Genomic DNA, 19,603 nt, shown 5'->3' on the forward strand with positions numbered 1-19,603 from the left:
CAGATGACCGAGCAGACCCGCGACCCCCAGCTGGTGGTGGAGATACTTTCCGAGGCGCTGCCCTATATCCAGCGCTTCTCCGGCAAGACCGTGGTCGTGAAGTACGGCGGCAACGCCATGACCGAGGACACCCTGATCGACTCCTTCGCGCGCAACGTCGTGCTGATGAAGGAGGTGGGCATCAATCCGGTCGTCGTGCATGGCGGAGGGCCGCAGATCGGCGAGCTCCTCAAGAAGCTGAATATCGAGTCGCGGTTCATCAACGGCATGCGGGTGACCGACGCCGAGACCATGGACGTGGTGGAGATGGTGCTGGGCGGCCTGGTCAACAAGGGTATCGTCAACCTGATCAATCAGTGCGGCGGCAAGGCCATCGGCCTGACCGGCAAGGATGGCGCGCAGATCCGCGCCCGCCAGCTCCAGGTGGAGCACCAGAGCCCCGAGATGAAAGCGCCGGAAATCATCGACATCGGCCACGTGGGCGAGGTGGAACACATCTCCACCGACCTCATCGAGATGCTCGCCGCCCGCGACTTCATCCCGGTGATCGCCCCCATCGGCGTGGATGCAAAGGGCCGTAGCTACAACATCAATGCCGACCTGGTGGCCGGCAAGGTAGCCGAGGCCCTGGATGCCGAGAAGCTGATGCTGCTGACCAACGTGGCCGGCCTGATGAATGCCGAGGGTGAGGTGCTCACCGGACTGACCACCGGCCAGGTGGATGCCCTGATCGCCGATGGCACCATCCATGGCGGCATGCTGCCGAAGATCCGCTGCGCCCTGGACGCCGTAAAGGGCGGCGTCAGGAGCGCCCATATCATCGACGGCAGGGTGCCCCATGCCACCCTACTGGAGATCTTCACCAACGCCGGGGTGGGCACCCTGATCACCGATGTCCCCCAGGACCCGAATGTCGACTGAGCCCTCCGGCCCGATCCACCCACCGACAAGAACATGATGCCATGACGCAGGAAACACCCATCCCCAGTCGCCGCGAGCAGATCCTGCAGGGCCTGGCGCTGATGCTGGAGGAAGACAGTGGCAAGCGCATCACCGTGGCTGCCCTGGCCCGCCAGGTCGGCGTCTCTGAGGCAGCGCTCTATCGCCACTTCCCCAGCAAGGCGCGAATGTTCGAGGGGCTGATCGAATTCATCGAAGAGACACTCTTCGAGCGCATCGGCCGCATCCTCGACGAGGTGCCGGAGGCGGTGCCGCGCTGTGGCCAGATCCTTACCCTGGTGCTGGCCTTCGCCGAGAAGAACCCCGGCCTCTCGCGCCTGCTGGGCGGCGACGCCCTGACCGGCGAGACGGCACGGCTGCGCCTTCGCATCCACCAGCTCTTCGAACGCCTCGAGACCCAGCTCAAGCAGGTGCTGCGCGAGGCGGAACTGCGCGAGGGACGGCGCCCCTCACTGCCCGTCTCGGCGGCCGCCAACCTGCTGCTCGCCCATCTCGAAGGGCAGATCTCTCGCTATGTGCGCAGTGATTTTCGCCACCGCCCCACCGAACACTGGGACGACCAGTGGGCGCTGCTTTCGGCCCAACTATTGCGGGAGAGCTCGCAGCCGGCGTAAAGCGAGCGCCGAGCGCCGCAGGATGATAATGCCGTCGTGACCGGTATCAACAAGAAACCCCGCCGAATCGAGTATCCGGCGGGGTTTCTTGTTCGTTACCTCAACACTTACCGCCCGTCACTGAGCAGCTTGGCGGCTCGGTGCTTGGCAGCTTGACGCTGCCCGAAGGGCGCTCGACGCTATCATGCCGCCAGGGCATCGCCGATCTGCTGGCGGATCTTCTTCATGGCATTCTTCTCGAGCTGGCGGATGCGCTCGGCAGAAACGCCGTAGACATCGGCCAGCTCGTGCAGGGTGGCCTTGTTATCCCCTAGCCAGCGACGCTGAAGGATGTCCCGCGAGCGCTCGTCAAGGGCCTCAAGGGCCTGCTGCAGACGGTGCGTGGCATCCTGCTCCCAGTCGCTGTCCTCGAGCTGAGTGGCCGGATCACCACTGGCATCATCGAGGAAGTGCACCGGTGCCTGATAGGCGGACTCGTCGTCCTCGCCCGGCGAGGCATCGAAACCGGCATCGTGGGCCGACAGGCGTCCTTCCATCTCGCGCACCACTTCGGGCTTGACGTCGAGGTCCTTGGCAATGGCATCGACCTCGTCGCTGTTCAACCAGGCCAGTCGCTTCTTCGCGCCCCGCAGGTTGAAGAACAGTTTGCGCTGGGCCTTGGTGGTGGCGATCTTGACGATGCGCCAGTTGCGCAGCACGAACTCGTGTATCTCGGCCTTGATCCAGTGCACGGCGAAGGAGACCAGCCGCACGCCCTGGTTGGGGTCGAAGCGCTTGACAGCCTTCATCAGGCCGACGTTGCCTTCCTGGATAAGGTCGGCCTGGGGCAGGCCATAGCCGGAATAGCTGCGAGCGATATAGACGACGAAACGCAGGTGCGACAGCACCAGACGGCGCGCCGCCTCGAGATCACCCTCGTCGTGCAGGCGAAAGGCCAGCTCGCGCTCTTCGTCGACGGTCAGCATGGGGATGCCGTTGACCGCCTGGATGTAACCGTTCAGGTCATGACCCGGGGAGAGTTGACCCACCGGTAGAAGACTGGTGCTCATGTGCAGGTTGTCTCCTTCGAAACCCATAAGGCTGTACGTGGTTGCCGCGTGAGACGGTGAAGACCGACGAAAGTTCCGGCTGGTGCCCGATATCCCGTGGATTCGGCCGGCGCTCGCCTCAGCGAGGCCGGATTTCCGCCAGATGCCGATTCACGGCGATCCAGGCTCCCAGCCAGCCAAGCAGTGTACTACAACCGAGTAATATTGTAGACCCCTCGGGGCCCAGCCGCGGCAGATGGAAGCTGGCCCCGTAGCTCGCCGCCAGGGACGAGACAGGGGCCGAGAGCCAGTCGCTGCCCAGCGTCAGCAGGCCCCAGGCCAGCAGACCACCGCCCAGTCCAAACCAGGCCCCGCTGTAGAGGAAGGGACGACGCACGAAGGCATGAGTGGCGCCGATCAGGGTCACCACCTCGATCTCCTTGCGGCGATTCTCCACGGCGAGCCGGATGGTGTTGCCCACCACCAGCAACACCCCCAGCCCGAACAGCACACCCAGTGCCAGGGTGACCCGCTGACCCAGTTCAGCGAGGTGGCGCAGGCGCTCGAGCCAGGCGAGGTCCAGGCGCACCTCGTCGACACCGGGGACCGCCCCGAGGGCCTCGGCAAGCTTGCGCACGGCCTCGGGGCCAGGGTCTTCGGGGCGCACCACCACGCTGGCCGGCAGGGGATTGTCCTCGAGCCGCGTCAGGGCATCGCGGAGTCCCAACGCCTGCTGGAACTCGGCCATGCCCTCGGCAGCAGTGATCAACCGGGTGCCGGCCACCCCCGCCTGAGCGGCCAGCGCTTCCTGGATACGCGCAGCCTCGCCCTCCCCGACGCCGGTCTCCAGGTAGACAGTGAGGGTCGCGCTCTGCTCCAGTTCGGCGTCGAGCAGACGGGCGCTGTCCAGGGCCAGCCAGAGCCCTGCCGGCAGCACCAGGGCGATGGCAATGGCCAGCATGGTCAGCAGGCTGCCCAGTGGCCGGCGCAGCAGGCGCCGGGCACTGTCGACGCCCATGGTGCGATGGTGGCGTGCCCAGGCCCGCCAGCGGATGCCGCTCGCCGACGGGTGTGTGCGTGCGCCGCGAGGCGAAGGGGGGGGTTCGCGACTCATGCGACCTCCTCGTCGGCCACCAGGCGACCGTCGTGGAGCCGCAGGGTGCGGTGACGCAGCCGAGCGATCAGGGCCAGGTCGTGACTCGCGACCATCACCGTGGTCCCGATGCGGTTGAAATCCTCGAACAGCGCCATGATGTCGGCGGAGAGCTGGGGGTCGAGGTTGCCGGTGGGCTCGTCGGCGAGCAGAAGGGCCGGCTTGTTGACCACCGCCCGGGCGATGCCGACTCGCTGCTGTTCGCCACCGGAAAGTTCGATGGGCAATGCGGCCTCGCGGTGCAAGAGCCCCACCTTCTCCAGCGCCGCTCGCACTCGCCGCGCCGCCTCGCGATGCTCGACCCCCTGGATCTCCAGCGGCAAGGCGACGTTGTGGAAAATCGAGCGATCGAAGAGCAGCTGGTGGTCCTGGAAGACCACGCCGATCTGGCGGCGATAGAAGGGAATCTGGCTATGGTGCAGGCGGTCGATATCATGGCCCGCCACCCGCACCCGGCCGCGGCTAGGCCGCTCCAGGCGCATGATCAGGCGCAGCAGCGAGCTCTTGCCTGCCCCGGAGTGGCCGGTGAGGAACACCATCTCGCCGCGTTGCACCCGGAAATCGATATTGGCGAGCGCCTCGAAGCGCCCTCCGTAGCGCTTGCCGACGTGCTCGAAAGCGATCATGACTCGGGCGACACCGGCTCGCGGTCGAACAGGGCATCGACGAATTCCTGAGCCACGAAGGGGCGCAGGTCATCCAGCGATTCACCGACGCCGATGAAGCGAATCGGCGTGCCTAGCTGGCGGGCCAGGGCGAAGATGATGCCGCCCTTGGCGGTGCCGTCTAGCTTGGTCAGGGTGATGCCGGTGACCGGCACCGCCTCGTCGAAGGTCGAGGCCTGGGCAAGCGCGTTCTGGCCAGTCCCGGCGTCGAGCACCAGCATCACCTCATGGGGGGCACTGGCGTCGACCTTGCCCATCACCCGGTGGACCTTCTTGAGCTCCTCCATCAGGTGGGCCTTGTTGTGCAGGCGACCGGCGGTATCGGCGATCAGCACGTCGATGCCCCGCGCCTTGGCGGACGACACGGCATCGAAGATCACCGAGGCGCTGTCGGCCCCGGTGTGCTGGGCGATCACAGGCACGTCGTTGCGCTCGCCCCAGACCTTCAGCTGCTCCACCGCTGCCGCCCGGAAGGTGTCGCCGGCGGCCAGCATCACGCTGCGCCCCTCGCGCTGGAAGCGCTGGGTCAACTTGCCGATGGTGGTTGTCTTCCCTACCCCGTTGACGCCCACCACCAGGATCACGAAGGGGCCCTCGCCCTTCGCTGGCAAGATCAGCGGCCGGGTGACCGGTTCGAGCATCGCCGCGAGCTCCTCCTGCAGGGCCCGGAAGAGCGCCTGGGGCTCCTTGAGTTCCTTACGCGAGACCCGCTCGGTGAGCCGGTCGATGATCTCGGTGGTGGCCTCGATGCCCACGTCCGCCATCAGCAACTGGGTCTCGAGCTCCTCCATGAGCTCGTCATCGATCTGCTTGCGGCCCATAAAGAGATCGGCCAGGCCATCGGTGAGGTTGGCGCGCGTCTTGCCGAGCCCGGCACGAATACGCGCGAACCAACCCGTCTTCTCGACGGAAGGCTTTTCCTGCAGGGCCGCCTTGGGCAGCGCAGGCTCGGGTTCGAGCGCAGTCTCTGTGGCCTGCATCCCGGGCACCGGTTCGGATTCGGGAGCCGTGTCCCGGGCCGCCTCGGGCGGCTTCGCCGGCTGACTGCCGGATGTCGCCTCGTCGACCCCGCCGGCGGCCTCTGACGGCGTCGCGGACTCGGTGCCGTCGTCTGCCGCTTGCTCGTCCGACCGGCGCTCGGCCTCATGTTCCGGTGTCGTCTGCTGCCCTTCCTGCTTCTTGCGCTTGAAAATACCGAACATGGGGGATCATGCCTCACGGATGAACGAATCGCCTCATCGTACCATCGCGCACCATGACTGTGGACAAGCCGACGGTTACAATCCGCCCCCATGACACGACGCCGCTCCCCTTCCCGCAAACCCCGCCAACCGGCCGCCAACGCACACAAAGACCTGGGCCGCCGGAACCCCGGTCGGCTGCGCCTAATCGGCGGCGAGTACCGGCGTCGTCAGCTGCCGGTGCTCGACCACCCGGGGCTGCGCCCCACCCCCGACCGGGTGCGCGAGACGCTATTCAACTGGCTGGCCGCCGCCACGCCCGGCGCACGGGTCCTCGACCTCTTCGCCGGCACCGGAGCGCTCGGCCTGGAAGCCCTCTCACGGGGCGCCCGACAGGCCGTGTTCGTCGAGCATGACTCCCGGGTGGGGCGTCAGCTGGCCGACAACCTCGCAACACTGGGCGCCGCCGAGCGTGGACGCCTGGTCACCGCCGATGCCCTGGCCTTCCTCTCGGCTGATCCCACCCACTTCTCTCTGGTCTTCCTCGACCCGCCCTTCCGGCAGGGGCTCACCGAGGCCTGCTGCAAGGCCCTGGAGGCCGGCTGGCTCGCCGACGATGCCCTGGTCTACGTGGAAACCGAGTCGGCGCTCACTCCGGAGGTACCCGCCAGCTGGCAACTGCACCGCCAGGTACGTGCCGGCGACAGCACCGGGCGGCTCTACCGCCGGCATCCACCTGGCTCAGGATCGACCGGCGGCGACGCTTGCTGAGCCCCGACCGCAGCGTTACGCTGCGCGCTGAACACCCCATCGGGCACGCCCCACCAGCAGGATGTCGTTAGGAGAACAGGATGAGTATCGAACTCTTCAACCAGCTCGAACAGAAGGTCACCAGCGCCGTCGAGGCTCTGGAGTTGATGAGGATGGAAGCCGAGGAGCTGCGAGAGGAAAACGCTCGCCTGAAGCAGGAGCGCGAAGAGTGGGAGCGTCGCCTCACCGCCCTGCTGGGCAAGTTCGACGAGGTCGAAACAACCACCAGCAGCTGAGGCAGCTTCAGGCCAGCGGGAGCGACATCAGCAGCGCATCCTCCCGCCGGCCACCGATGTGCGCCGGATAGTAGCCACGGCGCCGGCCGTCCTCGCCGAACCCCGCACCCCGATAGAGCCCCAGGGCCGCATCGTTGCTCGCCCTGACCTCAAGCAGCAGACGCTCGTTCTGCCAAGTACGCGCCTGTTCGATCACCGCCTTCAGCAAGCGCCCCGCCACGCCCTGACAACGCGCTTCCTGCGTCACCAGGATCGCCTGCAGCTCTGCATCGAACGGCAGCCGCACCACCACCGCATGGCCGACCAGGCCACCTTCACGCTCGATACCGAACACCCGGGTGTCAGGGTCGTCCAGCGCCGCCTGCAGCTGGTGTAGCGTCCATGGATCGGGACTGGCGGCCTGCTCGAGCGCCGATAGCATCGCCAGGTCCGCCGGAGCGAGCCGCCGCATCGCCTCAGTGGGGGTCACGACCCGCCCGCCAGGCATCGCACCAGCCGGCCATCCGCGGCCAGAGGGCGCGCTTGGCCTCGGCACTGCCGGCCAGCTCGCCTAGCCTGGGCCCCTGCCAGGCAGGCAACGCCAGCAACGGGCAGTGGCCGCCTGAGAGGGTCAGCAGCTCGGCGAGCGTCTCGTCCTCCCCGAACACCAGCAGCCGTTCCGGTACCCAGCCTCGCCGCTGCCGACCGGCCAGGAAGGCCTGGAGACCCTCGCGGGCTTCCTCCAGTGGCGCTTCCACCGGCAGTCCTTCCACCTGGGGCCAGCGAAAGCCCTCGAAGGCCGGCATCTGTTCGGGCTCCACGCCGGCAGCCTGTAGCAGGTGACGCAGCAGGCGCAGCTCTGCGCTGTCGGGGGGTGTCTCGCCGGGCAGCAATATCAGCCAGCGGCCATCCAGGCAGGCCACCTGCAGGGTAAAGCGCAGCGCGTCCCCGCTGTGGCGCACGGGGGCTGGGCTCACCGCCTCGGGCTTGGCTTCCTGGGCGTCGCTGGACCCCAGGTCACCCAGCAGCGCGCGGGCCTTACCAGCCGCAGGACGATGGCGCGGTTCCGGCTCGGCGGGGAGCGGTCGCGAGGTGGCGACCTGCGCCTCCGCGGCCTCGTCGAGCAGCGCATGCAGCCGTTCCGCCGGGGCGCGGGGCGCCTCGGCCACTGGCGCGTGGGCCTCCCACTCACAGGCTTGCGTGGGCAGGGCATTGGGCAGGCGATAGCGGGAGACCCAGGCCGTCAGGCCCATGGCCTCCAGATACTGCAGACGCTGCGGCTCCGGGGTCACGACTTACTACCACCCCGGCAGTCGGGGGAGTCGGGGCGAGAACGGCCGCTGGCCTCCCACTCTTCGGGCGTGAAGAGGTGCAGGGCCAGGGCATGGACGGGGCCAGCGAGTTCGTCGGCGAGCAGTGCATAGATCTGCTGATGCCGCTTGACCGGCATCAGTCCCTCGAAGCGGGAGGAGACCAGGGAGACCTTGAAGTGGGTCTCGGAGTTCGGCGGCACATTATGCCGATGGCTCTCGTTCTCCACCGCCAGGAAGGCGGGCTCGAGGGCCCTGAGCTTGTCTTCGATGGTGGCCTGGGTGCTCATGTCGACGTCCCGATGCTGAGTGAGTGATAGGGTCATTGTACGCCTTCAGTGAGGGACAGACGACGGCCAGCCGCGGCCCGTAACGGCGCGCCTCACGCGAGGCACACTGGGCGTCGTCGGAGGGCGGGTCGCGAAGAGTCGACTCATCCTGCTTCCATCACTGCGGGATCCCTAACGAGGAAACCGGCCGAAGCCGGTTTCCTCATGGTCGCTGCCTGGCAGGAAGATCAGTCCTGGTCCGCCTCCAGGAGGAGGGCGTCGTCCACCTCGGAGATCTCCAGCGCCGCCTCGTCGTCGAGGTCGATGGCCAGGTAGCTGTGCTCGACCTGCAGGAAGCGCTGAAAGAGCGCCCAGTTTAGGGCTTCTGGCCACTGGCGCTCGTCCTCTTCCCAGGCGCGTAGCTCGGTCTTCAGTATCTCGAGGTATCGCTCACGCACGAAGGCCTCCAGGGCCTCGGGCGCATCCATCTCGGGGATCAGGTAGACGGTGCTTTCGCGTTCGACGTCGGCCAGGGTCAGATCGTCGCCTTCCATCGTGGGTTCGAGCGCGTTGATCCAGTCCACGAAATGCCGGGTCGGCCTGATGCTCAGGGCGGAGCGGTTGAGCAGTTTCATCATGGTCTCCTCGACGTCAAAACGACAACCATTATGGGTGCTCGCCGCCCCGGTTACCAACACTTCCCGCCATGGAGATACTAGACGGGGCTGATCCGGCGGAAGGCCTGCAAGGAGGCGCTGTAAACCCCTCCCTGGGCGCTACCGACGCCCTGCGGCGCTCTCGCGTCCCGCTCCGCTTGCAGGACCGGTGCTGGCCATCCATGGCCAGCCCGTTCGGAGCAGTGCTCCTCACCCATGGCGTAGGACCTCCTCTTCGGCCTACCCCCCCCCCGGCGCCCCTCGAATCATCGCCGGTCAATCGACTTCCGGGCGCATGGCCGGGAAGAGCAGCACGTCACGGATGGAGGCACTGTCGGTGAACAGCATCACCAGCCGGTCGATGCCGATGCCCTCGCCGGCAGTTGGCGGCAGGCCGACCTCCAGCGCCCGCACGTAGTCGGCATCGTAGTACATCGCCTCCAGGTCGCCGGCCTCCTTTTCCGCGGCCTGGGCGCGGAAGCGCTCAGCCTGGTCCTCGGCGTCGTTGAGCTCCGAGAAGCCGTTGGCGATCTCGCGGCCACCGACGAAGAACTCGAACCGCTCGGTGACGAAGGGGTTGGCGTCCTTGCGCCGCGCCAGCGGGCTCACCTCGGTGGGGTACTCGGTGATGAAGGTGGGCTGCTGAAGGCGGTGCTCCACGGTCTTCTCGAATATCTCGATCTGCACCTTGCCCAGCCCCCAGCCGTCCTTGACGTCGATGTCCAGGCGCTCGGCGATCTGGCGCGCGGCGGCCTCGTCGGCGAGGGCCTCGGCATGGATATCCGGGTTGAACTCGAGGATGGAGTCGAACACTGTGATCCGCCGGAGCGGCTGGCCGAAGTCGTACTCGAAGGTCTCCAGCACCTCGCCCTCGCCGTTGCGCACGGTATTCACCAACGTGGTGGTGCCCAGCACCTTGTGGGTCACGCTGCGCAGCATCTCCTCGGTGAGGTCCATCAGGTCATTGTGGTCCGCATGAGCCTGATAGAACTCGATCATGGTGAATTCGGGGTTGTGGCGAGTGGAGAGCCCTTCGTTCCTGAAGTTGCGGTTGATCTCGAAGACCCGCTCGAAGCCGCCCACCACCAGGCGCTTGAGGTAGAGCTCCGGCGCGATCCGCAGGTACATGTCGATGTCCAGCGCGTTGTGGTGGGTAACGAAGGGACGTGCCGTGGCACCGCCGGGAATCGGCTGCAGCATGGGGGTCTCGACCTCCATGAAACCGCGATCCTCGAAGAAGCGCCGCATGGCGCTGATCACCCCGGCGCGCGTCTCGAACACCTTGCGAGAATCGGGGTTCATGATCAGGTCCACGTAGCGCTGGCGGTAGCGCGCCTCCATGTCGGTGAGGCCGTGGAACTTGTCGGGCAGCGGACGCAGGCTCTTGGTCAGCAACCTGGCCTCCACCATCATCACGTAGAGGTCGCCCTTGCCCGACTTGTGCACCGGGCCGCGGGCCGCCACGATGTCGCCGATGTCCCAACCCTTGACGTCCTCCAGCACCTCGGCCGGCAGCCCTTTCTTGTCGACGTAGAGCTGGATCGTCCCGGAGGGGTCCTGGATGACGATGAAGGGTCCCCGCTTGCGCATGACGCGCCCCGATACGGCGGCTTGACGGTCCAGCATCTCAAGATCGGCCTTATCCCGATCACCAAGCTCATCGATCAACCCGGCCGCCAGGCTGTCGCGACGGAAATCGTTGGGAAAGGCACTCTCGCCGGTCTCGGCGGCAAGCTGGCGGCGCGTTGCCAGCTTGTCACGCCGCTCGGCAATCAAGCGGTTCTCGTCGTTCTGCGGGCTATCCGATGAAGGGCTCTCGTTGGCCATTTTGCTACCTGTTGGAAATCTTTGATGCGGAGTCTGAGACACGTCTTGAACCGCGCGAGCGCAGCAGGCTATAGGCCTTGCTTGAGGCTGGCGACGATAAACTGGTCCAGGTCACCGTCCAGCACCTTGTCGCAGCTGCTCGACTGCACGCCGGTGCGCAGGTCCTTGATGCGCTGGTCGTCCAGCACATAGGAGCGGATCTGGCTGCCCCAGCCGATATCGGCCTTGGAGTCCTCGGCCTCCTGCTTGGCGGCGTTGCGCTTCTGCATCTCGTGTTCCCACAGCTTCGCCTTGAGCTGCTTCATGGCGAAGTCGCGGTTGGCGTGCTGGCTGCGCTGGCTCTGGCAAGCCACCACGATGCCGGTGGGTTCGTGGGTGATGCGCACGGCCGAGTCAGTGGTGTTGACGTGCTGCCCACCGGCCCCGCTGGAGCGGTAGGTATCGGTACGCAGGTCCGAGGGATCGATCTCGACCTCGAAGCTGTCATCCACCTCAGGCGACAGGAACACGGACGCAAAGGACGTATGCCGGCGGCCGCCGGAGTCGAAGGGGCTCTTGCGGACCAGGCGATGCACACCGGTCTCGGTACGCAGCCAACCGAAGGCGTACTCGCCGATGATGTGCAAGGTGGCCGACTTGATGCCCGCCACCTCGCCGGAGGAAACCTCGATGATCTCGGCCTTGAAGCCGTGGTGCTCGACCCAGCGCAGGTACATGCGCAGCAGCATGTTGGCCCAGTCCTGGGCCTCGGTGCCGCCGGAGCCGGCCTGGATGTCGAGATAGGCGTTGTTCTCGTCCATCTCGCCGGAGAACATGCGCCGGAACTCGAGCTTCTCGAGGCTGGCCTGAAGCCCCTCGAGCTCCTTCTGGACCTCGTTGACGGTGCCCTCGTCGTCTTCCATCTCGGCGAGTTCGAGCAGGTCACGACTGTCGCCGAGCCCCTGATCGAGATCGTCGATGGTGGCCACGATTGCCTCCAGCGTCGCCCGCTCCTTGCCGAGTTTCTGAGCGCGGTCCGGATCGCTCCAGACGTCCGGGTCCTCGAGCTCGCGGGTGACTTCCTCTAGCCGATCCTTCTTTTCGGCATAGTCAAAGATACCCCCTCAGGACATCTGTCCGCTCAGACAGGTCCTTGATGAGGTGGTGAATCGGGTTGGTTTCCAGCATGGGGCTCATCCGAGTCTGCGATACAAAAATGCCTGCCGTGGCGGTGGCTCGACGCCAGGGCCGCGGCGGCACGGAAAAGGCGCCTAGTGTAGCGAAAGTGCCGCTCTGTCGCATCCACCCCGCACCGACGGCAGGGCTATCGAAGTCACCCCAAGCGAGAGACGCCGGGGACAGGCCGAAGAGGAGGTCCTATGCCAGGGAGGGCATCGGTAGCGCCCAGGGAGGGATTCACAGCGCCTCCCCGAAGTCCTGTCGTCGGAACAGCCTCGAGCGTTACTTCAATCTGCGATAGTCCTGATGCTGGCGGCAGCATATGACGACGAGACCCGGCCAAAGCCGGGTCCCGAGGTCAGGCACATGATCGAGAGTCAGAAGCGGTAGTCCACCGAGAGGGCGAAGACATCCGCGGCGACCTCGTAGGTCCCAGAAAGGTTGCCCTTGGTCTCATTTTCGTTGCCGGGAGCCGCCTGCTGGTCGATATCGCCATCATCAGCGAAGACATGCATATAGCCGGCGGTGATGCCGAGCTCCGGGCTGGGCATCCAGGTGGCGCCGAGCGTGGCCCACTGGCGATCCGCATCCGGCACACGCGGTGTGCGGTATTCGGCACTCGGCACCGGGCTCTCGTCCACACCCAGGCCGGCGCGCAGCAGCCACTGCGGGGTCAGCGCATAGTTGGCACCCATCGAGAAGGCCCAGGTGTCGTTCCAGTTTTCGGTTGTCGGATTGCTAGAGCCATCCTCGAACTCGACCACCAGCTCGTCGAAGCTGCTCCACTCAGTCCACTCGGCGTTGGCCATCAATGCCAGCTGATCGGTCACCTGATGATAGATCCCCAGGTTCATGTTGGCAGGAGTGGTCAAGTCTGCGGTTCCCCCCTGGCTACCCGGGAGACTTGCTGCTACCAGAGGGTTATCAGAGCTGTAGTCCACCTCACCCTCTAGGGTCAGATCGATTTCCGAACGATAGCCGATCCCCAGGCGGGTCTGATCGGTGGCCTGGAAGAGTGCGCCGAGCGTATAACCATAGCCCCAGTCATCGCCTGTTACCTCAGCTAAGGCATCAAAATCCCCATTAGGGTTAGCGCTTTGCCCAGTTGATGGATTAAGCCCCGTGTCAACTGCCTGTGACAAGGTGGCATCCGCATACTGGGCCCGAAGCCCCACGGCCAGATTCAGTCGCTCGGTTGCCCGGTAGTTGAGCGTCGGCTGAAAGTCGATGGTGGCGAGCTCGGTCTCGACAGCATGATAGCGGCCAATCCAGTCTTCATCGTACTTGGTGGAGAGCCCATAGGGGGCGTTGATGGCCAGACCCAGATCGAACCGCTCATTGAACTGAGTCTTCACGGCAAAGGCCGGCACCACAGCGCTTTCGCCCCCCTGATTTGAAGCGTTCGAGATGTAAGGGGTGCCACCGACGCTGCTGGCCTCGGCGTCATGCAATTCGAACTTGGCATCGATATAGGCCACTCCGCCGACGACCTGGTGTCCATCGATATTGCCGATGGCGGCCGGGTTATAGGCCATGAAGCTGGCATCCTCGGCACCGGCGGCGGCGTTGGAGAGGGCGTTGGCCAGTGTCTTGGCGCTCTGCTCGCGAACCTGGAAGCCGGAGGCGGAAACCTGACTGGCGATCAACGCCGTGGAGGCAAGCGCTACAGCGAGGGAGAGCGTGTTGAACTTGTTGTGCATGGGCTCGTCATCCTTTCGGGTAGGTAGGGCTGGGTGCTAGTCATTGCTCTTCCTGACGTACCCGCAGTGTTCGCGAATCCCCCCTTCGGGATCAAGCACAAACGACCGTTTGAAAATAAAAAAGCCTAATACTTTGGTTGCACGCTTGTTTGATTTTTCGATTTCTCATCACCTTAGACAACCTCCATTCATCCGGAAGCTGAACTCTCACCCCTCTTGACCTGCGTGTTACCCAAAGGTTTTATACTTGGACAGTGACATTACATAGAGACCCCAACATGAAGGTCAGCGAACTGGCTCACCTGGCAGGCGTCACCGCAGAAACCGTGCGCCATTACACCCGAGAGGGGCTACTGCATCCCGAGCGCCATCCCGAGAACGGCTATCAGCTGTTCGGGCAAAATGACCTGGACCGGCTGCGCTTCATCCAGCGGGCCCGCACCCTGGGCTTCAGCGTGGCCGAGATCCGCGACATCCTCGACCATGCCGACCATGGTGACTCGCCCTGCCCCATGGTGCGTGACCTGCTGGCCAGCCGGCTGCCACAGATCCGTGAGCGGATCCGTGAGCTGGAATCCCTTGCCTCGCGCATGGAGGAGGCCCTTGCCGCCTGGAAAGAGATGCCCGACGGCACCCCCGACGGCAATAGCCTCTGCCGGCTGATCGAGAGCTTTCCCGAACCGCTGAATGCCGACCACGAGACACACGAGGAGACCCGATGAACGCCAGACAGACCCTGGAACGCCAAATCCCCGGCATGAGCTGCCAGGGCTGCGTGGCCAAGATGCGCCGGGCCATTCAGGCCCAGGACGCACAGGCCGAAGTCACCGGCACCCCGCCCGAAAAGCGCCTCGAGATCACCACCACCCTGGCCGATGACGACCTAGACAAGGCGCTTGCCGAGGCCGGTTATCCGGCAGCCAGCCGGCAGCATCACGAGCGCAGCGTGCCAGGCATGAGCTGCCAGGGCTGTGTCAGCAAGATGCGAAAGGCAATCCAGGCCGAGGATCCGGACGCCGAGGTGGTCGGTTTTCCGGACAAGAAACGCCTGGAAACGGAGACTTCCCTGGAAGGCGACACCCTGGACCGGTTGCTGGAAGAGGCCGGCTACCCACCAGGTCAGCCTACGGATGCTGCCAACACAGAGGCCAAAGCACCGACTGAGTCCGAGTCCGAGCTCCGATCCGCCGAGGCGTCACCTGAAAAGGCCCGCGAGCAGGACAAGGATTCGAAAGCGGAAGAGGCGGATTCTCGTGCCACCACCCGCCGGCTATCGATCGATGGCATGACTTGCGCCAGCTGCGTAAAGAGCGTCCAGCAGGCCCTGGAGGGGATACCCGGCGTGGTCAGTGCGGAGGTCAACTTCGGCACCCATACCGCCCAGGTACGCGGCAATGCCGATCCGAACGCCCTGATCGCGGCAGTAGAGGATGTAGGCTACGGTGCCGAGCCGATCGTCGACATGCGCGAGGCGGAGCAGGCCCGCGCGGAGAAGGACGAGAAGGCCTATCGCCAGCGCCTTCACGGAAGTGCCTGGTCGCTGGCGCTCGCCGTTCCGCTGATGGCCAGCATGTTCGTCTTCCATCCCCACCCCGTGGGAACCGGTCGGCTCTACTGGCTGGTAATCGGCTTGCTGACCCTAGCGGTGATGGTCTTTCCGGGCCGCCACTTCTTCGTCAATGCCTGGAAGAACTTCAAGCACCACCAAGCCAACATGGACACCCTGATCGCCATGGGTACCGGCACCGCCTGGGTCTATTCGATGGCGGTGGTGGCCTTCGGGCCCTGGCTTCCCGAGGTCGCCAGGGGCATCTACTTCGAGGCCTCGGCGATGATCATCGGCCTGGTGCTGCTGGGCAATGCCCTGGAGCTGCGCGCCAGGGGCCGCACCAGCGATGCTCTCAAGCGCCTCCTCGACCTGCAGAGCCGCACCGCAAGGGTGATCCGCGACGGCGAGGAACGCGAGGTGGATATCGACGAGGTGCGCGAAGGTGACCATATCCGCGTGCGCCCCGGCGAGCGCCTGCCGGTGGATGGCGAGGTGACCGAGGGCAAGAGCCATATCGACGAGTCCATGCTCACCGGCGAGCCCCTGCCCGTCGCCAAGGGCGAGGGCGACGAGGTAAGCGCCGGCACGGTCAACGGCAAGGGCTCGCTGGTCTATCGTGCCACTCGCGTCGGTGCCGACACCCGCCTGGGTCAGATCACCGAACAGGTGGCCAGTGCCCAGAACTCCCGGCCGCCCATCGGACAGCTGGCCGACAAGGTGTCGAGCGTCTTCGTGCCCGCGGTGTTGATCATCGCCGTGATCACCGCGTTGGCCTGGTTCAACTTCGGAGCCGAGCCACGAGTGATTCATATGCTGGTCACCGCCACCACGGTGCTGATCATCGCCTGTCCCTGCGCCCTGGGCCTGGCAACACCGATCTCGACCATGATCGGTGTGGGCAAGGCGGCCGAACACGGCGTGCTGGTGCGCAGCGGCGACGCCCTGCAGACCGCCAGCAAACTCACCACCCTGGTGGTGGACAAGACCGGCACCCTCACCGAGGGCAAGCCCGAGGTGACGGAGTCGGAGGTGCTCGAGGGCGAAGAGCGGGAGATGCTGAGCCTGGTGGCGGCTCTGGAGCGCGGCTCCGAGCATCCCCTCGCGGCCGCCCTGATGGACCACGCGGAAGAGCGGCAGGCCGAACCCGGCGAGATTCGCGACTTCGACACCGTCACCGGTGGTGGCGTCAAGGCGACGACTGCCGATGGCGGTGCACTACTGCTGGGCAATGCCCGCCTGCTTGAAGAGGCCGGCATCGACCTGGCCAGCGGCAGAGAGCTTGCCAGGGAGCTGGAGGATAAGGCGCGCACCGTGGTCTATCTCGCCGTGGACGACAAGCTGACCGCCATGTTCGGGATCAGCGATCCGCTGCGCCACGACACCATTGCCGCCGTGAAGCGCCTGCAGGCCGACGGCCTCAAGGTAGTGATGCTGACCGGCGACAACGAACATACCGCCGGGGCCATCGCCCGGGAGGTCGGCATCGACGACTTCCGGGCTGGGCTGCTGCCCGAGGACAAGCATGCCGAGATCGAGCGGTTGCAGCGTGAGGGCGAGATCGTGGGCATGGTCGGCGACGGCATCAACGATGCCCCGGCCCTGGCCCGGGCCAACGTGGGCTTCGCCATCGGACAGGGCACCGACGTGGCCATCGAGAGCGCCGGCATCACCCTGGTGCGCGGCTCGCTGCACGGTGTGGCCGCCGCCATCGAGATCAGCCGGGCCACCCTCACCAACATCAAGCAGAACCTGGTGGGCGCCTTCGGCTACAACACTTTGGGCATTCCCATCGCCGCGGGGGTGCTCTACCCCGTCACCGGCACCCTGCTCTCGCCGATAATCGCCGGGGTCGCCATGTCGCTCTCCTCGATCACCGTGGTCAGTAACGCCAACCGGCTGCGCCTGTTCCGCCCTTCCAGCGAGACGGGTGGCAACGAAAAGGGCGGCGACAACGGCCGCCACCAGCAGAAGGAGTCCAAGTGATGAGTTGGATCGTCAATCTTGCCGGCCTGGCATTGATCGCCCTGATCGCCTGGTGGTTCTGGGGGGTCAGCTGACCCCCATATAACGACCGGGCTTGTGATTGAGGGCAATGATCAGGTTGAGTGCTACGGCGCCCAGCACCGAAAGTCCTACGCGCTCCATCGGCAACACCAGCAGGGCGACCAGCATGATCACACCGTCGATACCCAACTGGACATAGCCGGCCCGCAGGCCGTAGCGATCCTGCAGGAAGAGGGCGAGGATGTTGATCCCACCGAGGCTCGTGCGATGGCGGAACAGCACCAGCATGCCGATGCCGATCAGGCTGCCGCCCATCAAGGCCGCGTAGAGCGGCTGCAGCCACTCGATGCGGATCCAACCGGCGGTGAGCTCCGAGAACACCGAGACCATGCCGATGGCCACGAAGGTGCGCAGGGTGAAGCTCCAGCCCATCCGACGTATGGCCAGCCAGTAGAACGGCAGGTTGATCAGGAAGAACCAGACGCCGAAGCGCCAGCCGGTCGCGTACTGCAGCAGGAAGGCCAGGCCCGCAGTGCTGCCGGTGAGCAGCATCGCCTGGGTATAGAAGCTGACGCCGAGGGCGACAAAGAGCGTTCCGACCAGCATCGCCATCACGTCCTCATGGGGGCGATGGGGGTCGGTAGGCAGGTCCTGTGGATCCATGTGGCTTTCCTTATAGTGGCTCGGCGTGCTCGACCATCAGTTGGAGACTCTCCCGACCCCGCCAGCGGTTGCGATTGAGCTTGAAGGCACAGCGGAGGCGATCGCCGACACCGAAGCCCGGTACCTCACCGGGGGTGAGGGCACGGAACCAGATCGCCTTGAGGCTCGTGGCGCCTGCGGAAAGCTCCAGCATCAGGTGGCTGCCATCGGCCCCCACCGGACGCAGCGCCTCGACCAGGAAGTCACCCTGGAACAGCGGGGCATCGAACTCGCGGCCATAAGGCGCAAGTTTCTCGAGCTCGTCCAGTGTGGCGAGGCCGAGCTGATGAGGCGAAAGCTCGCCATCGGTGAAGATCCGTGGGCACAGTTCGGTATCGCCCAGCTGCTCGCCAACCGCCTGCAGGAAGACTGCACGGAAGACCGACAGGTGCTCGCGCGGTACCCCCACCCCGGCGGCGCCGCAGTGACCACCGAAGCGCGGCAGCGCCTCGGGCGCCAGCTCGAAGGTCCGCTGCAGTGCGTCGCGTAAATGCAATCCCTCGATGGAGCGTCCCGAGCCGGTAAGCATGCCGGGGGCCGCCGCCGGTGTCAGCACCAGCGCCGGCCGGCCGAAGGCTTGTACCAGCCGGGAGGCGACGATGCCCTGCACGCCCGGGTGGCCGTCTTCCAGAAATACGACAATGGCGGGCTCATCGGCGGTCAGGGACGGCAGGGCCAGGGCCTTGGCCTCCTCGACCATGTCTGCCTCGATCGCCTTGCGCGACTGGTTGTCCTGATCCAGCGTCACCAGGTGCCGTGCCGCCGTGGCATCATCCGCCGCCAACATGAAATGCAGCGCCGCGTATGGATCGTCGAGCCGCGAACGGGCGTTGATGCGCGGCCCCATCTGGAAGGCCAGGGTCTCGGCATCGAAGGGCACGCTGTCGGACCCCAGTCGCTCGGCCATGGCCCGCCAGCAGGCGGCCTCCATGCGGTTGATCAGCGCCAGGCCGTGGGTCACCACCGCCCGGTTGGCCGCGCTGCCGCCCAGCGAGACGCAGTCTGCCACCGTGCCTAGCGCCACGTAGGAGAGCCAGGGCGAGAGCTTGGGCGTGGCCTGGGCCAGCACACCCCAGTCGATCAACACCTGGCGAGCCAGGGACATCACCAGCCAAGCCACCATGCAGCCGGCGATAGTCGGATCGGGATAGTCGCAGTCGTCGCGGGTGGGGTTCACGGTGGCGAAGGCCGAAGCTGGAGGGCCCTCCAGCGGCAGGGCGTGGTGGTCGCTGACCACCACCTCGATGCCGGCGGCCTTGAGCCGGGCGATGCGCGGCTCGTCACTGCTGCCGCAGTCGGCGGTGATCACCAGGCTCGGCCGCGGGGTGAGAGCCAGGGTGCGCTCCACCAGTGGCAGACTGATGCCGTAGCCATCATGGATGCGGTGGCCGATCAGGCTGTGCAGGCGTGCTTCGGGCACGCCGAACAACTCGACCAGGGTGCGCCGGATCACCACATGAGAGGTGATGCCGTCCACGTCATAGTCGGTGAGGATGCCGATGTGCTCGTCGTCCACCACCGCCTGGGCGATGCGCTCGGCCGCACGCCGTGCGTCAGCGAGCTTCTCGGGATGGGCCAGGTGACGCAGGCTGGGCGAGACCAGCGGCGCCAGCTCGCCCTGGTAGCCGGCAAGGCGCCCGGCCAGCACCCGGGCCTGAAGCTCGGAGAGCCCCTCGCGCTGGGCGCGGGCGTAGAGGGCAGCGTCCCGGGGCCGCGGAAGGATGCGTGGCCTCAGGCGCTGATGAATATCGATAGGGTCCGTCACGGCATCCAAGCCTGACTCCTGCGGTATAGCTCACGAT

At 65.8% G+C, this 19,603-nt stretch carries 19 protein-coding genes; 6 read left to right on the top strand and 13 right to left on the bottom strand.

All coding sequences use genetic code 11. From position 1 onward, the window contains the following. Positions 1–3 precede the first annotated feature (3 nt). Both argB and slmA read left to right on the top strand, forming a co-directional pair. Positions 4–921: an acetylglutamate kinase gene (gene argB / locus BMY30_RS09225; protein ID WP_089712829.1), complete on the top strand. Its 918-nt coding sequence runs from the start codon at positions 4–6 to the stop codon at positions 919–921. Between the two features lie 41 nt (positions 922–962). Then, entirely contained in the window at positions 963–1,574 is a 612-nt protein-coding gene (gene slmA, locus BMY30_RS09230; RefSeq protein ID WP_089712831.1) for a nucleoid occlusion factor SlmA, read from the top strand. Between the two features lie 182 nt (positions 1,575–1,756). On the opposite strand, the gene rpoH is transcribed toward slmA, so the two are convergent. The 4 genes from rpoH to ftsY form a co-directional block, all read right to left on the bottom strand. Beyond that, positions 1,757–2,623 carry an RNA polymerase sigma factor RpoH gene (gene rpoH, locus BMY30_RS09235; protein WP_089712833.1) on the bottom strand — a complete coding sequence of 289 codons (867 nt, stop codon included), beginning with the start codon at positions 2,621–2,623 and terminating at the stop codon, positions 1,757–1,759. Between the two features lie 118 nt (positions 2,624–2,741). Continuing rightward, positions 2,742–3,716 (bottom strand): permease-like cell division protein FtsX, encoded by a 975-nt coding sequence (gene ftsX, locus BMY30_RS09240; protein WP_089712834.1) that lies wholly within the window; start codon positions 3,714–3,716, stop codon positions 2,742–2,744. Continuing rightward, the gene (ftsE, locus tag BMY30_RS09245) at positions 3,713–4,381 is read right to left on the bottom strand and encodes a cell division ATP-binding protein FtsE (protein WP_089712836.1); all 669 of its coding nucleotides are present in this window, start codon (positions 4,379–4,381) and stop codon (positions 3,713–3,715) included. Before ftsE ends, ftsX begins: the two co-directional genes overlap by 4 nt. After that, positions 4,378–5,622, bottom strand: coding sequence for a signal recognition particle-docking protein FtsY (gene ftsY, locus BMY30_RS09250; protein WP_089712839.1), 1,245 nt, complete (start codon positions 5,620–5,622; stop codon positions 4,378–4,380). The genes ftsE and ftsY overlap by 4 nt, the downstream gene beginning before the upstream one ends. Before the next feature lie 90 nt (positions 5,623–5,712). Between ftsY and rsmD the strand changes: the two genes are divergently transcribed. Together rsmD and BMY30_RS17615 are read left to right on the top strand one after the other, a co-directional pair. Further along, positions 5,713–6,372, top strand: coding sequence for a 16S rRNA (guanine(966)-N(2))-methyltransferase RsmD (gene rsmD / locus BMY30_RS09255; protein WP_089712841.1), 660 nt, complete (start codon positions 5,713–5,715; stop codon positions 6,370–6,372). Positions 6,373–6,452: 80 nt separating this feature from the next. Further along, a complete protein-coding gene (locus BMY30_RS17615) occupies positions 6,453–6,647 on the top strand; it encodes a cell division protein ZapB (RefSeq protein WP_139195497.1) in 195 nt (64 codons plus the stop codon). 7 nt (positions 6,648–6,654) lie between these two features. Here BMY30_RS17615 and rimI read toward each other — a convergent pair whose 3' ends face one another. The 7 genes from rimI to BMY30_RS09290 form a co-directional block, all read right to left on the bottom strand. Then, the gene (rimI, locus tag BMY30_RS17620; RefSeq protein WP_244516165.1) at positions 6,655–7,116 is read right to left on the bottom strand and encodes a ribosomal protein S18-alanine N-acetyltransferase; all 462 of its coding nucleotides are present in this window, start codon (positions 7,114–7,116) and stop codon (positions 6,655–6,657) included. Next, positions 7,103–7,918, bottom strand: coding sequence for a hypothetical protein (locus BMY30_RS09265; protein WP_244516166.1), 816 nt, complete (start codon positions 7,916–7,918; stop codon positions 7,103–7,105). The genes rimI and BMY30_RS09265 overlap by 14 nt, the downstream gene beginning before the upstream one ends. Next, positions 7,915–8,226 carry a BolA family protein gene (locus BMY30_RS09270; protein WP_089712843.1) on the bottom strand — a complete coding sequence of 104 codons (312 nt, stop codon included), beginning with the start codon at positions 8,224–8,226 and terminating at the stop codon, positions 7,915–7,917. The genes BMY30_RS09265 and BMY30_RS09270 overlap by 4 nt, the downstream gene beginning before the upstream one ends. Positions 8,227–8,453: 227 nt before the next feature. Further along, entirely contained in the window at positions 8,454–8,840 is a 387-nt protein-coding gene (locus BMY30_RS09275; RefSeq protein WP_089712845.1) for a hypothetical protein, read from the bottom strand. Positions 8,841–9,137: 297 nt separating this feature from the next. After that, on the bottom strand, positions 9,138–10,688 hold the full coding sequence (gene lysS / locus BMY30_RS09280; RefSeq protein ID WP_089712847.1) for a lysine--tRNA ligase: 1,551 nt from the start codon (positions 10,686–10,688) through the stop codon (positions 9,138–9,140). Positions 10,689–10,756: 68 nt separating this feature from the next. Then, positions 10,757–11,855, bottom strand: a protein-coding gene (gene prfB, locus BMY30_RS09285; RefSeq protein WP_139195498.1) for a peptide chain release factor 2 whose coding sequence is annotated in 2 segments (ribosomal slippage) — positions 10,757–11,779 and positions 11,781–11,855 — 1,098 coding nt in all. Because the reading frame shifts where the segments join, the coding sequence is not laid out codon by codon here. Between the two features lie 368 nt (positions 11,856–12,223). After that, positions 12,224–13,546: an OmpP1/FadL family transporter gene (locus BMY30_RS09290; RefSeq protein WP_089712851.1), complete on the bottom strand. Its 1,323-nt coding sequence runs from the start codon at positions 13,544–13,546 to the stop codon at positions 12,224–12,226. A 278-nt stretch (positions 13,547–13,824) separates the two neighbouring features. Between BMY30_RS09290 and BMY30_RS09295 the strand changes: the two genes are divergently transcribed. Next, the gene (locus BMY30_RS09295) at positions 13,825–14,268 is read left to right on the top strand and encodes a MerR family transcriptional regulator (RefSeq protein ID WP_089712852.1); all 444 of its coding nucleotides are present in this window, start codon (positions 13,825–13,827) and stop codon (positions 14,266–14,268) included. After that, positions 14,265–17,078: a heavy metal translocating P-type ATPase gene (locus BMY30_RS09300; protein ID WP_089712854.1), complete on the top strand. Its 2,814-nt coding sequence runs from the start codon at positions 14,265–14,267 to the stop codon at positions 17,076–17,078. The genes BMY30_RS09295 and BMY30_RS09300 overlap by 4 nt, the downstream gene beginning before the upstream one ends. 66 nt (positions 17,079–17,144) lie before the next feature. Here the strand turns inward: BMY30_RS09300 and BMY30_RS09305 are convergent, their stop codons facing one another. After that, entirely contained in the window at positions 17,145–17,762 is a 618-nt protein-coding gene (locus tag BMY30_RS09305; protein ID WP_089712856.1) for a YitT family protein, read from the bottom strand. A 10-nt stretch (positions 17,763–17,772) separates the two neighbouring features. After that, the gene (locus tag BMY30_RS09310; RefSeq protein ID WP_089712955.1) at positions 17,773–19,566 is read right to left on the bottom strand and encodes a single-stranded-DNA-specific exonuclease RecJ; all 1,794 of its coding nucleotides are present in this window, start codon (positions 19,564–19,566) and stop codon (positions 17,773–17,775) included. Positions 19,567–19,603: the final 37 nt, after the last annotated feature.

The organism is Halomonas daqiaonensis, from assembly GCF_900109725.1.
Classification (GTDB): Bacteria; Pseudomonadota; Gammaproteobacteria; order Pseudomonadales; family Halomonadaceae; genus Halomonas; species Halomonas daqiaonensis.